Source organism: Thalassospira sp. CA1, from assembly GCF_059052855.1.
The window spans coordinates 87,604-104,094 of record NZ_JBZCIA010000007.1 but is presented as its reverse complement, the minus strand read 5'-3'; the positions used below and the strand labels follow the sequence as shown (position 1 = coordinate 104,094).

General features: G+C 54.7%; 16 protein-coding genes. 6 read left to right on the top strand and 10 right to left on the bottom strand.

Annotated features, from left to right (window positions below; translation table 11 throughout):
- Nucleotides 1–24: 24 nt before the first annotated feature.
- Nucleotides 25–1,365, top strand: coding sequence for an MFS transporter (locus AC5Q5A_RS13170; RefSeq protein WP_063090329.1), 1,341 nt, complete (start codon nucleotides 25–27; stop codon nucleotides 1,363–1,365).
- Nucleotides 1,366–1,445: 80 nt separating this feature from the next.
- On the opposite strand, the gene AC5Q5A_RS13165 is transcribed toward AC5Q5A_RS13170, so the two are convergent.
- A complete protein-coding gene (locus AC5Q5A_RS13165) occupies nucleotides 1,446–2,138 on the bottom strand; it encodes a glutathione S-transferase family protein (protein WP_493895555.1) in 693 nt (230 codons plus the stop codon).
- A 154-nt stretch (nucleotides 2,139–2,292) separates the two neighbouring features.
- On the opposite strand from AC5Q5A_RS13165, the gene AC5Q5A_RS13160 reads away from it, so the two are divergent.
- Nucleotides 2,293–2,994, top strand: a complete 702-nt coding sequence (locus tag AC5Q5A_RS13160) for a glutathione binding-like protein (protein ID WP_120225292.1) — start codon at nucleotides 2,293–2,295, stop codon at nucleotides 2,992–2,994.
- An 86-nt stretch (nucleotides 2,995–3,080) separates the two neighbouring features.
- Here AC5Q5A_RS13160 and AC5Q5A_RS13155 read toward each other — a convergent pair whose 3' ends face one another.
- Nucleotides 3,081–4,772 (bottom strand): methyl-accepting chemotaxis protein, encoded by a 1,692-nt coding sequence (locus AC5Q5A_RS13155; protein WP_493895554.1) that lies wholly within the window; start codon nucleotides 4,770–4,772, stop codon nucleotides 3,081–3,083.
- A gap of 343 nt (nucleotides 4,773–5,115) precedes the next feature.
- Here AC5Q5A_RS13155 and AC5Q5A_RS13150 point away from each other — a divergent pair, with 343 nt between their 5' ends.
- Nucleotides 5,116–6,291 (top strand): alpha/beta hydrolase, encoded by a 1,176-nt coding sequence (locus AC5Q5A_RS13150; RefSeq protein WP_493895553.1) that lies wholly within the window; start codon nucleotides 5,116–5,118, stop codon nucleotides 6,289–6,291.
- Nucleotides 6,292–6,312: 21 nt separating this feature from the next.
- Entirely contained in the window at nucleotides 6,313–6,837 is a 525-nt protein-coding gene (locus AC5Q5A_RS13145; RefSeq protein ID WP_493895552.1) for a TspO/MBR family protein, read from the top strand.
- Here AC5Q5A_RS13145 and AC5Q5A_RS13140 read toward each other — a convergent pair.
- A complete protein-coding gene (locus AC5Q5A_RS13140) occupies nucleotides 6,834–7,676 on the bottom strand; it encodes a DUF3750 domain-containing protein (RefSeq protein WP_493895551.1) in 843 nt (280 codons plus the stop codon). The two genes, AC5Q5A_RS13145 and AC5Q5A_RS13140, sit on opposite strands and share 4 nt — an antisense overlap.
- Before the next feature lie 137 nt (nucleotides 7,677–7,813).
- Nucleotides 7,814–8,788 carry a helix-turn-helix domain-containing protein gene (locus tag AC5Q5A_RS13135; protein ID WP_493895550.1) on the bottom strand — a complete coding sequence of 325 codons (975 nt, stop codon included), beginning with the start codon at nucleotides 8,786–8,788 and terminating at the stop codon, nucleotides 7,814–7,816.
- A gap of 392 nt (nucleotides 8,789–9,180) precedes the next feature.
- Between AC5Q5A_RS13135 and AC5Q5A_RS13130 the strand changes: the two genes are divergently transcribed.
- Nucleotides 9,181–10,638: an aldehyde dehydrogenase gene (locus AC5Q5A_RS13130; protein WP_493895549.1), complete on the top strand. Its 1,458-nt coding sequence runs from the start codon at nucleotides 9,181–9,183 to the stop codon at nucleotides 10,636–10,638.
- 131 nt (nucleotides 10,639–10,769) lie between these two features.
- Here AC5Q5A_RS13130 and AC5Q5A_RS13125 read toward each other — a convergent pair whose 3' ends face one another.
- The 6 genes from AC5Q5A_RS13125 to AC5Q5A_RS13100 all read right to left on the bottom strand — a co-directional run bounded on the left by AC5Q5A_RS13125 (nucleotide 10,770) and on the right by AC5Q5A_RS13100 (nucleotide 15,516).
- Nucleotides 10,770–11,243 carry a YaiI/YqxD family protein gene (locus tag AC5Q5A_RS13125; RefSeq protein ID WP_008892041.1) on the bottom strand — a complete coding sequence of 158 codons (474 nt, stop codon included), beginning with the start codon at nucleotides 11,241–11,243 and terminating at the stop codon, nucleotides 10,770–10,772.
- A 38-nt stretch (nucleotides 11,244–11,281) separates the two neighbouring features.
- Nucleotides 11,282–12,538 (bottom strand): MFS transporter, encoded by a 1,257-nt coding sequence (locus AC5Q5A_RS13120; RefSeq protein WP_493895548.1) that lies wholly within the window; start codon nucleotides 12,536–12,538, stop codon nucleotides 11,282–11,284.
- A gap of 127 nt (nucleotides 12,539–12,665) precedes the next feature.
- Complete coding sequence (locus AC5Q5A_RS13115) at nucleotides 12,666–13,394, bottom strand: amino acid ABC transporter ATP-binding protein (RefSeq protein WP_493895547.1); 729 nt, start codon at nucleotides 13,392–13,394, stop codon at nucleotides 12,666–12,668.
- Complete coding sequence (locus AC5Q5A_RS13110) at nucleotides 13,381–14,034, bottom strand: amino acid ABC transporter permease (protein ID WP_296991986.1); 654 nt, start codon at nucleotides 14,032–14,034, stop codon at nucleotides 13,381–13,383. The genes AC5Q5A_RS13115 and AC5Q5A_RS13110 overlap by 14 nt, the downstream gene beginning before the upstream one ends.
- The gene (locus tag AC5Q5A_RS13105; RefSeq protein WP_338182860.1) at nucleotides 14,027–14,698 is read right to left on the bottom strand and encodes an amino acid ABC transporter permease; all 672 of its coding nucleotides are present in this window, start codon (nucleotides 14,696–14,698) and stop codon (nucleotides 14,027–14,029) included. Before AC5Q5A_RS13105 ends, AC5Q5A_RS13110 begins: the two co-directional genes overlap by 8 nt.
- 35 nt (nucleotides 14,699–14,733) lie before the next feature.
- Nucleotides 14,734–15,516: a transporter substrate-binding domain-containing protein gene (locus tag AC5Q5A_RS13100; protein ID WP_064789896.1), complete on the bottom strand. Its 783-nt coding sequence runs from the start codon at nucleotides 15,514–15,516 to the stop codon at nucleotides 14,734–14,736.
- Nucleotides 15,517–15,725: 209 nt separating this feature from the next.
- Here AC5Q5A_RS13100 and AC5Q5A_RS13095 point away from each other — a divergent pair, with 209 nt between their 5' ends.
- Entirely contained in the window at nucleotides 15,726–16,403 is a 678-nt protein-coding gene (locus tag AC5Q5A_RS13095; protein WP_493895546.1) for a FadR/GntR family transcriptional regulator, read from the top strand.
- The last annotated feature ends 88 nt before the right edge of the window (nucleotides 16,404–16,491 follow it).

Genomic DNA, 16,491 nt, shown 5'->3' with positions numbered 1-16,491 from the left:
GACCAGTGAATAAGGGAGAACGGCGTGACCCAAACAACAGAACACTACGCGACCGCCACCTCTTCGGGTTTGGAACGCGATGCGCGGCATCACAATGCCGACGCCACCAATGATCCGGGACAAATCGCGCTTGGCGTGATCATCGGCCGGACATCAGAGTTTTTTGACTTCTTCGTCTATTGCATCGCATCGGTACTGGTTTTCCCACAATTGCTGTTTCCGGGTGAAACTGCACTGATGGGCACCATGTATTCCTTTGCCATCTTCTCTCTGGCCTTTATCGCCCGCCCTGTCGGGTCGCTTGTCTTTATGACCGTTGACCGGCAATACGGACGCGGCGTGAAACTGACGATTGCCATGTTCCTGCTGGGCGGTTCAACCGCTGCGATGGCATTCCTGCCAAGTACGGCTTCGGCCGGGATCCTTGCGATTTACCTTCTGTGTGCCTTCCGCTTCCTGCAGGGTCTTGCATGGGGTGGCGCATGGGATGGCCTTGCGTCGCTTCTGGCACTGAACGCACCCGATAACCGCAAGGGCTGGTACGCGATGATCCCGCAGCTGGGCGCGCCGCTTGGCTTCATGCTGGCATCTTCGCTGTTTGCTTATTTGCTGCTGACACTCCATCCCGACGACTTCCTGGCCTTTGGCTGGCGCTATGCGTTCTTCGTTGCCTTTGCAATCAACGTTGTTGCGCTGTTTGCCCGCCTGCGTCTGGTGGCAACGTCCGAATTCGGCCATCTGCTTGACAAGAACGAGCTTGAGGCAGCCCGTGTCATCGACACGCTCAAACATAACGGTCGTACCGTTGTGCTGGGTGCGCTGGTCCCGATGGTCAGCTACGCGCTGTTCCATCTGGTAACGGTCTTTGCGCTGACTTGGGTCTATCTTTATGCCAACGGCAATCCGGGGCAGTTCCTTCTGACCCAGGGTGTTGGTGCGGTGCTGTGTGCCTTTGGCATCATTGCATCGGGCTTCATTGCCGATCAGCTCGGCCGTCGTCGTCTGCTTGGTTACAGTGCGGGGATCATCCTTCTGGGTGCGATCCTGACACCGCTGCTTTACACCTATAACATCATCAATGAAGGCATGATTGTTCTGGGTGGCTTTGCGGTTCTTGGCCTGTGCTTTGGTCAGGCAGCCGGTACGCTGGCATCGAACTTCAAGCGTGAATATCGCTATACCGGATCGGCCCTGACATCCGACCTTGCATGGTTGCTGGGTGCTGGTTTCGCACCGCTGATTGCACTTTATCTGTGTGACAAGTTCGGTCTTGCCGGTGTTGGTGCCTACCTGCTTTCGGGCGCGGTTGTCACCCTGCTGGTGTTGCAATTCAACAAGCAGTTCGGGGCAAAAACCACCGACTGATTGCCAAGACATACACATCAAAGCAAACACCCCGGCCAATCTGGCCGGGGTGTTTTCGTTTGCTGAGCCGTTTCGTCGGCTTATGCGTAGTTCGACGGGAACATGGCGCGTTTTGCGTCTTCGTCCATTTCCGTCTTAAAGGTGTGGTCCTTGCCAACCTCGCGCGCACTGACGGCTGCCGGCAGGCGATTGATCGCATCAAACCAGCGTTTGATATTGGGATACTTGTCCCAGACATCCGGGTTCTTGTGCACGAAAGGGGCCTTGTCGATCCAGCCCCAGGCAGAGATATCAACAATCGTCAGTTCATCGCCGACGATGAATTGGCGACCTTCCATATGGTCTTCCAGCACCTGATAGTGGCGGGCGATCTCGTTGCGATAACGGTTTACGCCATAGTCACTGCCCTCAGGTGCGACATGCTGGAAATGCACTGCCTGCCCTGAAAACGGCCCCAGACCGGTGGCAATGAACATCAGCCACGACAGGAATTCACCGCGATCTTCGGGCTTGCCCAGGAACTTGCCGGACTTTTCGGCGAGGTACAGCAGGATCGCGTTTGAATCAAACACGCGCACTTCCTTGCCCCCTGGTCCGTCGGTATCGACGATCGCCGGGACCTTGCCATTCGGGTTGATCGCGCGGAAGGCCGGGTCATGCTGCTGACCTTTGCGGGTATCAACCGGCAGGACCTCATACGGCAAACCGCACGCCTCAAGCATCATCGAGATTTTCTGCGGGTTGGGTGTGGGATGGTAATAGAAGCGGATCATGACACGTCTCCTTGCCAGGTATTGCCGTTACACAATGGCGTGACCGGCTCTTGCATTTTGGAATGATCGTTTTAAATTGACCGATAACAACCTGATTGGCAAGCTTCGATTATCGAATTCGCCATCACGAATAGTTTAAAGGAGCCTTTGGCCCATGATTGATCTGTATTACTGGCCAACCCCGAACGGCCATAAAATCACACTGTTCCTTGAAGAAGCCGGACTGGACTACAAGATCGTGCCGGTCAATATCGGCACGGGCGATCAGTTCAAACCGGAATTCCTGGCCTTTTCGCCCAACAACCGTATGCCCGCGATCATCGATCACGATCCGGCCGATGGCGGTGAGGACATCACGGTGTTTGAGTCTGGTGCCATCTTGCAATATCTGGCCGAGAAAACCGGAAAGTTCATCCCGAGTGATGTGCGCGGGCGCAAGACGGTGATGGAATGGTTGTTCTGGCAGATGGGCGGCCTTGGCCCCATGGCCGGTCAGAACCATCATTTCGGCACCTACGCACCGGAAAAGATACCGTATGCGATTACCCGTTATGTCAACGAGACCAACCGTCTTTATGGTGTGCTGAACAAGCGTCTTGAGGGCCGAAAATTCATTGCCGGTGATGACTACACGATTGCCGATATGGCCTGCTATCCATGGATCGTCAGCCACGAAAAACAGCAGCAGGACCTCAATGAATTCCCGAACCTGAAACGCTGGTTCGAAGCCATACAATCCCGTCCGGCAACGATTGCCGCCTATAAGGCGGGCGAAGGTCTGCGCGCTGGCGAAATGAGTGAAGAAGACAAAAAGGTCCTGTTTGGTCAGACGGCGAAAAGCACCCAGAAATCCTGACCAGATGGAATAAGCCACAAGATCATGAAAAAACCGCCAGCCCTGCTAGAGGACTGGCGGTTCTGTTTTGCGCGAACGTCTCAGGCTTAGGCGTTACGCACTTCGGCCAGGAACGATTCAACAGCTTCGTTCAGAACAGCCGCCTGCCGTCCAAGCCCTTCGGCAAGGCCAAGCACCTCGCCCGAAAGCTTTTCGGCATCATTTGCCGCCGTCGACACGCCCGAGATATTTTCAGATACATCGCGGCTGCCGTGTGATGCCTGTTCGACGTTGCGCGCGATTTCCTGAGTTGCGGCCCCCTGCTCTTCAACGGCGGACGCAATTGTCGTCGTCGCCCCGTCGAGGCTTCGGATAGTTTCGGCGATTTCGGCAATCGCATTCACGGCATTGGATGTGGCGACCTGAATGTCGCTGACCTGGGAGCGGATATCCTCGGTTGCCTTTGCCGTCTGGTTTGCAAGGTTCTTGACCTCGTTGGCGACCACGGCAAAGCCCTTGCCGGCATCACCAGCACGCGCGGCCTCGATCGTTGCGTTCAGGGCCAGAAGGTTCGTCTGTTCGGCAATGTCGGTGATCAGCGACACAACTTCACCGATCTGGTTTGCCGCCTCTGCCAGCAATTCGATCTTCTGATGCGTTTCTTCCGAGGTTTGAACCGCACCTTTGGCGATGGTTGCGGACTGTGCGACCTGATTGCTGATTTCGGCAATAGACGTGCTCAGTTCCTCTGCCGCCGAGGCAACCGTTTCCACGTTGGTCGACATTTCCTGCGATGCTGCCGAGACAACCGTTGAACGTTCGCCGACCTGCTTGGAGGTATCGGTCATCGCATTGGCAGAGCTTTGGATATTGCCCGATGCCTCGATCACCTGGGCGACAACCTGCCCGACACTGGCTTCGAAACTGTCGGCCATTTTGCGAAGGGCCGCACGTTTGTCTTCTTCGGCGATGCGTTCCTGCTCTTCACGTTGGGTGCGCATTTCTTCCATTTCGATGGTTTTCGATTTGAAGATATCCATCGCCCGCGCCAGATCGCCGATCTCGCTTTTCTGGTGGGTGTAATTAACCTCGATATTGTGATCACCCTGCGACAGACGCAGCATGTTTTCCGAAATATCGAAAAGCGGGCGGGTAATCCCGCGGCTGATCATCAACGAGACGCCGACAACCGCGACCAGAATTGCCAAGGCAACACCACCCATCACCAGCATGATTTGCATGAAAACAGCGTTTACATCATCAATGTAAATACCGGTGGCAACGATCCAGCCCCATGGCTTGAAATCCTTGACGAATGAAAGCTTCGGACGAAGATCATCCGAATTCGGCACCTTGTAGGTATAATCGACAAAACCCTCGCCCTTCTCTTCGGCGACGCGCACGAACTCGCGATAAAGGAATTTGCCCGATCCATCGACATTGTCGGTCAAGTTCTTGCCGACAAGATCCTTCTTGATGTCATGGATCAGAAGAACCGGCGTGTGATCAAACACAAAGAAATAGTTCTTCTCATCATAACGAAGGGCTGCAACAGCGCCTTTGGCGGCATTTTGCGCCTCTTCGGTGGTCATTTCGCCGGACTGTTCCAGCGCATGATAATGACCAATCAAATTGATTGTGGATTCAACAAGGTTCTTCGTTTTTGTCTTGCGATCCTCAAGCATGTTTTGGCGCAATTCGGTCAGGCCGAACGCCCCAACCAGCAACACCGCAAGAACCGCGCCCGCGACAATAATCAGCATACGTGTGCCGATTTTCACCGAACTCAGTGACAACATGGCATTCCCCTTCCCCTTGGATATTCCTTGCCAAGGTAGCGGCAAGGTTTTCTGTTTTAGAACCACTTCACAAACACTGAAGTCGGCAGCCCGTGACCATGTCACAAATCATCATACCAATTGAATCGCATATATTATGCATTATCTCTTTGCTGTGACGGCCATCACAGTTGCTTGCCATTTCAGCTTGGCATCCGGTAATCTTCCTATCGCTATCCGGGCACACCAACGCACGATAAGACACCCCAAACAAGTGATCTGTCGTGCGACGTTTGACGTAGTCATTTCAGTGATTTACATCAAAACGAAACAGTTTCTCAGCATCACGGCCAAAGGACACCTCATGCGCCCACTTCGCACAATCCTGTTGGCCCTGATCCCGGCAAGCCTGCTTGCGGCCTGTGCATTCCCGCCAGAAAACGCGCTTTATGATCAGTCACCGGGTATCCCGCCCTACATGCAGGATAATTTCGACGATTACGTATCTGAAACGCGTGACTGGATCGCCACCCATCGGGTTTTTCTGACCGATGACCACGAAATGGAAATTGCGCGCAACATTCCGTTTGAAGTTCGTCCGGATACACCAGATACAATGGCTGCGAACCGGCCCAGCCGCGGCGTTCTGTTTGTGCATGGTCTGGGATCAAGCCCTTGGTACTTCCAAGATATTGCAGTGGCGATGGCCAGGGACGGCTGGCTTGCACGGTCGATGTTGCTGCCTGGCCACGGCACCCGCCCGGGGGATCTCAGCCTGCCCGATTATGACGACTGGACTGGATCGGTCGCGCATCAGGTTGCGCTTCTGGAACGCGAGGTGGATGAAGTCTGGCTGGGCGGCTTTTCAACCGGTGGTAACCTTGTCACCAGTTACGCGGCCCGGAACCCGGAAATTGACGGGTTGTTGCTGTTTTCGCCGGGCATCGAGCCGGGCAGTGATCTGTTATTCCTGACACCACTGGTCCAGTATCTGTGGGATTGGGTCGATGCCGATCCGGAAGACAATGTGATCAACTATCAATCCCTGTCGACCAAGGCATCGGCACTTTATTACCGCAGCGTCACCGACGTTGATGATGCGCTTGACGCAAAGCCGTTTGACCGCCCCGCCCTTGTGACCATGAGCGCGGATGACAGCGTGCTCGATCCAATTGCAATGCTTCGTCGCTTTGAGACGCATTTCACCAACCCGGCTTCACGCCTGGTCTGGTATGATGAAGTCAACGCACCAAGCAACGACAGCCGGATTGAGAACCTCAACAGCAATTTGCCAGATCAACAGATCAGCAGTTTCTCACATCTGAGCGCCCTGTTCTCGCCCGACAATCCGTATTACGGTGCAAAGGGAAGCTTTGTCTTCATAGAGAACGGTCAGGAAGACATCGAACGACCGACGGATCGGGCACAACTCTGGCGCAGTGCATGGGGATATATGGAACCGGGCAAGTATCATGCCCGCCTGACATGGAACCCCTATTTTGATGCCTTGATCGACGCAATCGGCGACGTCACCAACTAGGCCAAAGGACCCGGCAACACCATGACCAACAGCGAACAGGAAACGATGAGTGCAGAACACATTCATCACCCCAACCATCGCACCCGTGTCTTTGCCCTGATTGCGTTTATGGTGTTGTGCCTGATCATATCGGCATTTGGCGGGGCGGTGACAGCCACCAGCGTCAATGACTGGTATGCGGAACTGAACAAGCCGTTCTTCCGCCCGCCCAACTGGGTTTTTGGCCCGGTATGGACCGTCATTTATTTCATGATCGCCTTTAGCGGCTGGCGCGCCTGGCTTAAGGTGGGCATTGCCAATGCCAAAGGCGCCTTTGGCCTTTATGCAGGCCAATTGACGCTTAACCTTGCATGGTCGTTTTTATTCTTTGGCGCGCAGTCGCCCCTATTGGGCCTGATCGATATCGTCATCCTGCTTGGCCTGATCATCGCCAACATGGTTGCATTCTGGAAGATTGACCGTCTGGCCGGGATGCTATTGGTGCCCTACGCCCTTTGGGTGGCTTTTGCCACCCTGCTTAATGCCGCGATCTGGCAGCTTAATTAACTGCTTGGTTCTGCGGGGACATCAGTTGCGGTTTCGGTGGCCGCACGATCACTTTTGGGATCCGCAGCATCAGTTGTTTGCGCAACACTATCCATGCCCAATCGACCGATGGAGGGCAAACGCAGTGCCGGACGGTTGAAATCAATCCCGAAGTTCAGCCCCAGCAGGTTAAGCTCGATCCCCTCTTCCAGACCAAGCGACATACCAAGAACGCCCAGCAGGTTCGCCTGCACGCCCTGTCCGCTTGAAGAAAGCCCAACCGGATTTGTGATCGGGCGATAATCCTTGCCGATTGCATTGGCCGGCATATCAAGGTTCAACCCCGGCACTTCCCGGCCGATATGGGCGATAAAAGTGTTGCTGTTCGGGCCCGGATAACTGCGATATTCGCGCGGGAACGGATAGGATTTGATCGCCTGTTCGATCTCGGGGATCAGCTTTTCGGCCGACTCGCCCCGATGGGCCGCCAGAAGTTCCGGCTTCGAGCCATACCAAAGACCATCCGGGATCGCGTAATTCTGGCGCACAACATTGCCGCTGCCCCACCCCACCACGTCATAGCGGGTATAACGGGTTTCACCGGCACGCTTATAGATGATCCATGGATGAACTGCGAAATAGGCCCGCCAGCCAAATGTTTCGGCCGCCATCACCATGACAATCGCCTGATCCCGGTTGGCGACAGCATCAGGCGCCACACCCGAAGAATGGCGCGGCGCATTGCGCCACGTATAGCGTTCCTTGGCTTTTTCGCCCGGTGGGTCTTCTGCCAGGCTGATGCCAAATGGCAGGACAAGAACGGCCAAAAGACCAAGAAACAGGGTTTTGCCTTTACGCAAGGTCGATCCAATCAAACTAACAGGTCATGACTTTATTGTTACGGTTAAAGCAGACAAGTAGGATCAAAAAAAGGCAACGCAACCTTCTATTCTGAGGGGAATTCGGCGGCATTCCACCTGAAGTGGCGAAACCGGGCCTATGGCCAGGCCGCAAAAGTATCATCACGCACACGCTCGTGTGCGCGCCGCAACCGGCGATAGCCACCGGGCGCCTCCCCCATATAACGTTTGAAGAACCGGCTGAAATAAGCCGGATCGCGAAAGCCCAAACCATAGGCAATCTGCGCCACACCAAGCGGGGATTGTTCCAGACGCATGCAGGCCTCGCGCAGGACACGTTCATGGATAATCGTTAAGGGCGGCTTGCCGGTTGCGCGCAACACAGCAGACCCCAATCTGCGTTCGCTGACACCAAGGGCCTTTGCATAATCGGCAACATTCCAATGTTCACGAAAATGCAGCTCCAGCACCTGCAAAAATCGCTGAAAGGTGATTGAGCCCGGACCGTGCTGGTTACGTTGCGCCATCACGCCTTCCGCCAGACGCAGAACCATGGTCAGAATAATCTGTAAATGCGCGCCAACCACAAGACTGGCACCAAGCGCATTTCCCATCAGCTCAGATCGGATGGCTTCAAAGCTGCGTTCAAGCAACACCAGATTGCCACTGCCCTCTTGCGGGGTAACGTTATGAACGGTGTCTGCGGCAAGGCGCAAAGGCAAGCCGTTCCCGGCGAGACCACCTGCCACTGAACTGCCATCACCGCAATGGCGTGCCACCAGATCCTCGGCAACCGAAAGCAAATAACCGTCACTGCCGGGACCAACGCTGAAGCGCTGCGTTTCACCAAGTGGCAACCAGACAAGGGCTGGGGCCGTACACCTGATCGTGCCATGCCGCAAGCCAACCTCGGCCCGGCCACTTTGCAGCAATACAGCATAACAGCGATCTCGCCGTGCCGGATCGTTCATCACCCAGGCCTGTTGCGACAACGGGTGATCGAAACGATCCATCATTGCCTGTGCTGCGACAGGGACAAGATCCGTAAACGGGCTTTTGGTACCTTCGCCCCGGTCGGAGGCCGAAAACGGATGACCTTGTCGATCAATCATGCCTTTTTATCGCCCATCTATTCCCAAATAGTTATAGGTATAAATGTACAATTTTTCGTCTTAAATTGTCAATTTAGGCACCTTTACATTGGAACCGTTCCATTGCTTACTGGAAAAAAGGTCAAAGAAACCGTCAAAAACAAAAAAAATGTAACGAATACAAACCTGTTATTTTGAAACATCAAAACAACAGTGGGGAGGATAACCACCAATTTTACTTCGTTATGCGAAGTATCTTGGTAAAAATGCGACCGTATCCTCCGAAAACACATCAACCGGGCCAAGGTCCGGGTCATCACCCTGCTGCGTCAGGCGACGCTTGACCACTTGGTCATGCGCAACATTTTGCTTCGTCGCAGGCCGGCAGATAATGAAAATTCAGGAGAAACGTCATGAATCAGGCCCAACTTTTGATCAACAATCAGGACGTAAGTGCGTCAAGCAACCGCACTTTTGAACGCAAGAACCCGGTCACTGGCGAAGTCGCAACCGTGGCGGCGGCCGCCAATGCCGCCGATGCCCGCAAGGCCGCCGATGCAGCTGCCGCGGCCTTTCCGGAATGGTCAAAAATGGGTCCGGGCGCACGGCGCAAGATCCTGCTGAAGGCCGCCGACATCATGGAAGCCAAGGGCGATCAGTTCGGCCAGCTGGTGCTTGATGAAACCGGCAGCACGCGCATGTGGGGTGGATTTAACGCCCATCTTGCCGCCAATATGCTGCGTGAAGCCGGTGGCATGACGACGCAAATTCAGGGCGATGTCATTCCGTCTGACACGCCCGGCCTGATGGCCATGGGCATTCGTCAGCCTGTTGGTGTGGTTCTGGGCATTGCGCCCTGGAACGCCCCGGTGATCCTTGGCACGCGTGCGATTGCCATGCCGCTGGCCTGTGGCAATACCGTCATCCTTAAGGCATCCGAACTTTGCCCGGCCCTGCATCGCCTGATCGGTGATTGCCTGGTCGAAGCCGGCGCGCCTGAAGGCGTTGTTAACGTTGTGACCAATGCCCCGGAAGATGCCCCGGAAATCGTCGAAACCCTGATTGCCCATCCGGCCGTGCGCCGCATCAACTTTACCGGCTCGACCCGCGTTGGCCGCATCATCGCCAAGCTTGCGGCTGAACACCTTAAACCGGTTCTGCTTGAACTGGGTGGCAAGGCACCATTCCTTGTGCTTGATGATGCCGACCTTGATGAAGCGGTCAATGGCGCGGCCTTTGGCGCCTATATGAACCAGGGCCAGATTTGCATGTCGACCGAACGCCTGATCGTTGACAATGCGGTTGCTGATGACTTTGTCGCCAAACTGGCCGCCAAAGCCAAAACGCTGACCGCCGGTGATCCGGCCAAGGCCGAAAACATCCTTGGTGGTGTTGTCAGCATCGAGGCGGTCAATCGCATCGAGGAACTGGTCGAAGACGCCGTTTCCAAGGGTGCTAAACTGGTTGCCGGTTCCGGCAAGGCCAAGGACGGCGTTCTGATGGATGCCACCCTGCTTGATCACGTCACCCCGGCGATGAAAATCTATTCCGAGGAAAGCTTTGGCCCGATCTGTGTCGTCATTCGTGCAGGCGACGAGGACGAGGCCGTTCGCATCGCCAATGACAGCGAATATGGTCTGTCATCTGCGGTCTTCTCGACCAACATTCCGCGTGCCATGGAAGTTGCCAAACGTATTGAAAGCGGCATCTGCCACATCAACAGCCCGACCGTTCAGGACGAGGCACAGATGCCGTTTGGCGGTGTAAAATCATCGGGTTATGGCCGTTTCGGATCCCAGGCATCGATTGATGAATTCACCGAAATGCGCTGGATCACGATCCAGAGCGGCAAGCGCCACTATCCGTTCTAAGCCTTGCCGTTCATGAAGATACGCAGGGGGGAAGCCTGATTTCGTGGGAACTGTTCCCTCACCAAATCAGGACCTGTGTGCGGGCCGTCAGATTATATATCTGGCGGCCCGTGTCTTTGGAGGATGTCTGATCAACCGCGCAGAACGGCCTGCACCAGAACTTCCAACGCGCTTGAAAACTTCGATCGGTCTTTCTGGGTAAAGGCGGCATTGCGCCCCTGCTCGCCGGTGACTTCGCGCATGTGGGCGGCAATTTCACGCCCGGCCAGCGCATTGCCAATATTGGCCTCGGTAAATTCCTGTCCATTGGCTTTCAGGACCCGCGCACCAATTTCAATCCCGCGCGATGCCAGCGGAATATCATTGGTGATGATCACATCACGCGCGCGCGCGTTTTCCGCAATCCAGTCATCGGCGGCATCGGGTTCCGGCGGGACAATGACGATCTTGATCAACGGATTGCGTGACGGGCGAATGCCGCCGTTTGATACCATGATCATTTCGATCCGGTGGCGTTCGGCCACACGTTCGCACTCTGCCTTGACCGGGCAGGCATCGGCATCAACAAACAAACGTGGACGGGTATTTTCAGTATTTTCGTTCATGGCGCGATAATCGCCGGGACGCGATCAAAGTCAAGCCATCATGAACCCTGCCCGACCGGCGCAGAATGCTTTGCATCGCGCATGACCGCCAAAACCAATGCCCCGACAAAGGCAAAGCTGCATGCCATCAAAACGGTTGTCTGGAAATCAAAGGCACTGGCCACCACCCCGGTCAAAAGGTTGCCGATCAGCCCCCCGACAAACAGCGTGCTGACATAGTAACTGGTCGCAACACCGGGCTGATCGGTGGCGAAGTTTTGAACGAACGTCATGCTGATCCCGGCAAAGATACCGTAATAAAGCCCATCGATCGCGGCGAGTGCCAGCACATCGACAAGTGTTGTGGCGTGATAAATCAGGCCAAAGAACACCGCCCCCAGAAGGGCTGCGATCAACATGCCCTTACGCTCGCCCACCCGTTTGATCAGCGTTGCGCAGAAATAGATCACCACCACTTCGACAAAGCATTTCACCGTCAGGGCAAATCCGGCTGAAGACGCCACCAGCCCCAACTCGATCGAGAAATAAAGCGGCATTGCCGAAACAAACACCACATTGGCCGCCCCGATGAAAAACACCGGCACGCAGGCCGACAACAAGCCAAAGTTAAATGGTACTTTCTGCCCGGTTTTCAGGCTGTTGGGATGATGGGTTTTAAATGCGCCCGGCACAATCACCAAACAGGTCACACACCAGATCGCGGCAAGTCCGGCAATTGCGTAATAGGTCGGCGCAAAACCATAGACACCGTAAAATGATAAAGACGCCGCCGGCCCAACCATCCAGCCAAGCGATGTCTGGATGCGCAGAAAGCCATTGAACTTGACGACATCACGCCCGGTCTGTTCGGCAAATAGGCGCCCGAATGAATACATCACCGAAAGCGCACCGGATCCAATCCCAAGCAGGATCGATGCAATACAAAGATAAACCCAGTAAATCTGAAACAGACCCAGCAGGGTCATACCAATGCCAAAGCACAGAATACTGGTCACCAGCAGGAACTTGATCGGCACCGCCCGGTCAATCGCGCGGCCAAATATGCGGTTCACAATCAGCGTCACACACACCTGGACAATCGCCACCAGGCTAAGCTTCCAGGGGGCTTGCCCCAATCCTTCGACAACATAAAGCCCGGCCAAGGGTGCCGCACTCGACGAGGCAAAAGCCCCAACGAGGAGCAAGCCAAGCACAAGAAACGGATAGCGATCGAGAACCGCCATGATTGGCGACAACCCGGCCTTTTGACCAGACCCAACATCGCTTACGCCATCACCTGCCCTATCACCCTGCATCGAAACCGTCCCCTCACCTGTCATGGCATCACGGGAACCGTTCTAGCGCTTCAACCTGAAATCGTTAAACATTTCCGCGCCTTGCGCATCAGATGTCATAAAAGCATCACGAAACACATAGGGATGATCAGGCAAGGCCGCCGACGAAACTTGCAAGCTCCGGGGTTTTGGGGTTGGCAAAGACCGTTTCCGGATCGCCGGTTTCATGAATGCGGCCCTGATGCATAAAGACCAGCTTGTCGCAGACTTCACGCGCAAAACGCATTTCGTGTGTGACCATGACAAGCGTCATGCCTTCTTCGGCCAGTTGGCGGACAACCGCCAGCACCTCGTTGACCAGTTCGGGGTCAAGTGCCGATGTCACTTCGTCACACAAAAGAACCTTTGGCTTCATCGCCAGTGCACGGGCGATCGCCACGCGCTGTTGCTGCCCGCCTGACAATTGATCGGGGTAATGCATCATCTTGTCCGCCAAGCCGACCTTGGCCAGCATTTCCTCGGCGATTTGCTTGGCCTCGGCCTTGGACTGCTTTTTGACGACCTGCGGGGACAGCATGACGTTCTCAAGGGCCGTGTAATGCGGGAACAGGTTGAACTGTTGAAACACCATGCCGACCTGAAGTCGAAGGCCAAGCAGATCCGCATCACGGTCGCTGATCTTTTTGCCGTCAACAATGATTACACCATCATCAATGACCTCAAGCCCGTTGATTGCCCGCAACAGCGTACTTTTGCCCGATCCGCTTTTACCAATCAGGGCAATGACCTGCCCCTCGTCGATTGAAAGATCAATGCCCTTGAGAACTTCGAGCTCGCCAAAGCTTTTATGGATGGCATGCAATTCAACGAGCGACATGGCGGAACTTTCCTTCGAGGTGACGGGCAAAAAGCGATAGTGGATAACAAATCAGGAAATACATCACCGCCACACAGCCATAGACCGTAAACGGTTCATAGGTGGCATTGGTGATCATGGTGCCGGCCTTGGTCAGTTCAACAAAGCCGATGATTGATGCCACGGCTGTTCCCTTGACCACTTGAACCGAAAAGCCCACCGTTGGCGGGATGGCAATGCGAAGCGCCTGGGGCAAAACGATATAGCGCATCTGTTGGGTAAAATTCATGCCAAGGCTTGCCGATGCTTCCCATTGGCCCTTGCCGATTGATTCAACACATCCGCGCCAGATTTCGGTCAGAAACGCACTGGTAAACAATGTCAGGCCAAGGGTTGCCGCCACCCATGGCGACACATCCAGCCCGATCAGTGGCAAGCCGAAAAAGACAATGAATAACTGCATCAAAAGCGGCGTGCCCTGAAACAGTTCGACATAACCACGCACCAGTCGGATCACCCACGGATTACCCGCCGTGCGCACCATCAAAAGCAACAAGCCAACCAGCCCGCCAAGCACAAAGGCGGTAAGCGACAGCAACACTGTCCAGCGCGCGGCAAGCAACAGGTTATAAACAATATCCCACAGGGAAAATTCAGACATGATGCCGCCGTTCAAACAGGAAGTTACCGAGAACCTTCAAGCCCATCCGAAGCAGGATCGACATCACAAGATACAAACCCGTCACCACGAAATAGACCTCAAATGCCCGGAAATTAAGCGCCTGAATATAGTTCGCGCCGAATGTCAGTTCCTCGGCCGCGATCTGTGAACAGACCGACGATCCCAGCATGACAATCACAATCTGACTGGAAAGGGCCGGCCAGATTTTCTTGAGTGCCGGTAAAATCACGACATAGCGGAAAATTTGCACCCGGTTCATTGCAAGACTTTGCGCTGCTTCGATCTGGCCTTGCGGGATAGCCTGAATGCCAGCCCGGATAATCTCGGTTGAATAGGCACCAAGATTGACGATCATCGCCAAAACAGCCGCCTGAAACTCCGTCAGCTTCACGCCAAGTGCGGGAAGCCCGAAGAAAATAAAGAATAACTGCACCAGAAACGGCGTGTTGCGGATCAGCTCCACATACACACCGACAATCTGGCTGATCACCGGGGCGCGCGACGCACGCGCCCACGCCCCCATGATCCCGAGCCCGACGCCAACCACAGCACCGATGACTGTTAACTCCGTGGTCAGAATGACCCCGTCAAACAGCAGTTGCCAATGCGGCACGATGGCCCCGAAATCGAATTTATATGCCATTGATCTATAACGATCCTGTCAGTCAGCCAAAAAGCCTAGAGTTTTTCCGGAAGCGGAATACCAAGCCACTTTTCGGCAATCGCATTCAAACGACCATCGGCGATTGAAGCGGCAATGATCTCATTGACCTTGGCCATGAGCTCCGGCTCATCCTTGTTCAGGCCGACATAGCAGGGCGAGTTTTTGATCAGGAATTTCGGCTCCGGTTTGCGCGGCGGGTCGCGTTCGATGATGGCGGCTGCCGTCACGTTCCCGGTCGCGATCAGATCAACCTGACCTGACAGGAAGGCCGAAATCGTGCCGTTATTGTCTTCGTAGCGTTTGATATCAACGTCAGACGGCGCAATCTTGGTCAGTTCAAGATCTTCGATCGCACCACGGGTCACGCCAACCGACATACCCGCAAGGTCTGCTGCCTTTTCGACCGAAAAATCAGCCGGGCCAAAGACGCCGTTATAGAACGGCGCATAGGGATCGCTGAAATCAATCACCTTTTCACGGTCCGGGTTCTTGCCGAGGCTGGAAATCACCAGATCAACCTTGCCGGTGTTGAGATATGGGATGCGGTTGCTCGAGGTGACCGGTACCAGTTCAAGCTTTACACCAAGCTCTTCGGCGATCAGGGCCGCCATATCAATGTCATAGCCCTTTGGCTGCATATCGGTCCCGACCGAACCAAATGGCGGAAAGTCCTGCGGCACGGCAACCTTGAGAACACCGGCCTCGGAGATGCTGTCGAGCGCGCTGGCAGACGCTGCCCCAAGCGGTGCAGCAAGCATTGCCACCGCAGCAATCGCAGTTTTGAAGAATTGTTTCATGAGCCTCTACCCGTCTGTCTAATCGTTTCTGAAATTATGTGCGTTATTTTTAGCCTGATCTTGACGCTGCACATTTTTTGATCTTTTGTCTATGAATAATTTTTTCTTCAGCGTAAATTCAGCATGTGATTGATCATAATCCTTTAAAAATCAGCATTTTTTGAATATCAAAAACCATTCAACTGGTCTGACCAGATGCGGGACAATATATGACACGCAGTGAAACCGCCCCGGAACGCGCCGCACGTGACATCCGGAACCTGATAAAAAACAGGGGCCTAAAGGCAGGTGACTCGCTGCCAGCCCAGCGCAATCTGGCGAGCGAACTGGGTATCAGCCGCACCAGCCTGCGCGAAGCTCTTGCCACACTCGAAGCGCTTGGACTGATCCACATCCACGCCGGAAAAGGCGTATACATTACCGATCGCCAGAACTTGCCGCCGATTGGTCAGGACCGAAATCGCCAGGCCGGACAGGTTTATCAGTTCCGACTTGCGATCGAGCCCTATGTTGCCGGCCTCGCAGCCCAGATGCGCAGCAAGGATCACCTCGATGCGCTTGAGACCAGCATCACCGATATGCGAAACGCGCTAGAGACAGATGACCTGATTGCCGCTGCCACCGCCGATACGGAATTTCATGAAGTTCTTCTTTTGGCGTCAGGCAATCCGATGTTTGCCAAGGCCATGCATCCCGCAGCCCAGATCATTCACGAGAACCAGATGCTGCCCTTTGCCAACAGCAAGGCGATTGCCGCCCCGCTTGCCGAGCACGAGCAAGTTTTGCGTTATGTGCGTGAACACAATCCATCCGGCGCGCGCGATGCCATGCATTTCCATGTCCTGAGTGCTGCCACCCGCGCCAAGATCGCCTTCTTGCGACCTTAAGCACAACTTTTTGGCAAAACAAAACCCCCACCCGGTTTCCCGGATGGGGGTTTCGTTAATACGGTGCCCTTCACAAGGAAGGACAAGC

What these genes read in the sequence shown, in the direction of transcription:
- AC5Q5A_RS13165 (WP_493895555.1), bottom strand. Translation starts at nt 2,138, where the DNA reads ATGATCCGCTTCTATTACCATCCCACACCCAACCCGCAGAAAATCTCG.
- AC5Q5A_RS13160 (WP_120225292.1), top strand. Translation starts at nt 2,293, where the DNA reads ATGATTGATCTGTATTACTGGCCAACCCCGAACGGCCATAAAATCACA.
- AC5Q5A_RS13155 (WP_493895554.1), bottom strand. Translation starts at nt 4,772, where the DNA reads ATGTTGTCACTGAGTTCGGTGAAAATCGGCACACGTATGCTGATTATT.
- AC5Q5A_RS13150 (WP_493895553.1), top strand. Translation starts at nt 5,116, where the DNA reads ATGCGCCCACTTCGCACAATCCTGTTGGCCCTGATCCCGGCAAGCCTG.
- AC5Q5A_RS13145 (WP_493895552.1), top strand. Translation starts at nt 6,313, where the DNA reads ATGACCAACAGCGAACAGGAAACGATGAGTGCAGAACACATTCATCAC.
- AC5Q5A_RS13135 (WP_493895550.1), bottom strand. Translation starts at nt 8,788, where the DNA reads ATGATTGATCGACAAGGTCATCCGTTTTCGGCCTCCGACCGGGGCGAA.
- AC5Q5A_RS13130 (WP_493895549.1), top strand. Translation starts at nt 9,181, where the DNA reads ATGAATCAGGCCCAACTTTTGATCAACAATCAGGACGTAAGTGCGTCA.
- AC5Q5A_RS13125 (WP_008892041.1), bottom strand. Translation starts at nt 11,243, where the DNA reads ATGAACGAAAATACTGAAAATACCCGTCCACGTTTGTTTGTTGATGCC.
- AC5Q5A_RS13120 (WP_493895548.1), bottom strand. Translation starts at nt 12,538, where the DNA reads ATGCAGGGTGATAGGGCAGGTGATGGCGTAAGCGATGTTGGGTCTGGT.
- AC5Q5A_RS13115 (WP_493895547.1), bottom strand. Translation starts at nt 13,394, where the DNA reads ATGTCGCTCGTTGAATTGCATGCCATCCATAAAAGCTTTGGCGAGCTC.
- AC5Q5A_RS13110 (WP_296991986.1), bottom strand. Translation starts at nt 14,034, where the DNA reads ATGTCTGAATTTTCCCTGTGGGATATTGTTTATAACCTGTTGCTTGCC.
- AC5Q5A_RS13105 (WP_338182860.1), bottom strand. Translation starts at nt 14,698, where the DNA reads ATGGCATATAAATTCGATTTCGGGGCCATCGTGCCGCATTGGCAACTG.
- AC5Q5A_RS13100 (WP_064789896.1), bottom strand. Translation starts at nt 15,516, where the DNA reads ATGAAACAATTCTTCAAAACTGCGATTGCTGCGGTGGCAATGCTTGCT.
- AC5Q5A_RS13095 (WP_493895546.1), top strand. Translation starts at nt 15,726, where the DNA reads ATGACACGCAGTGAAACCGCCCCGGAACGCGCCGCACGTGACATCCGG.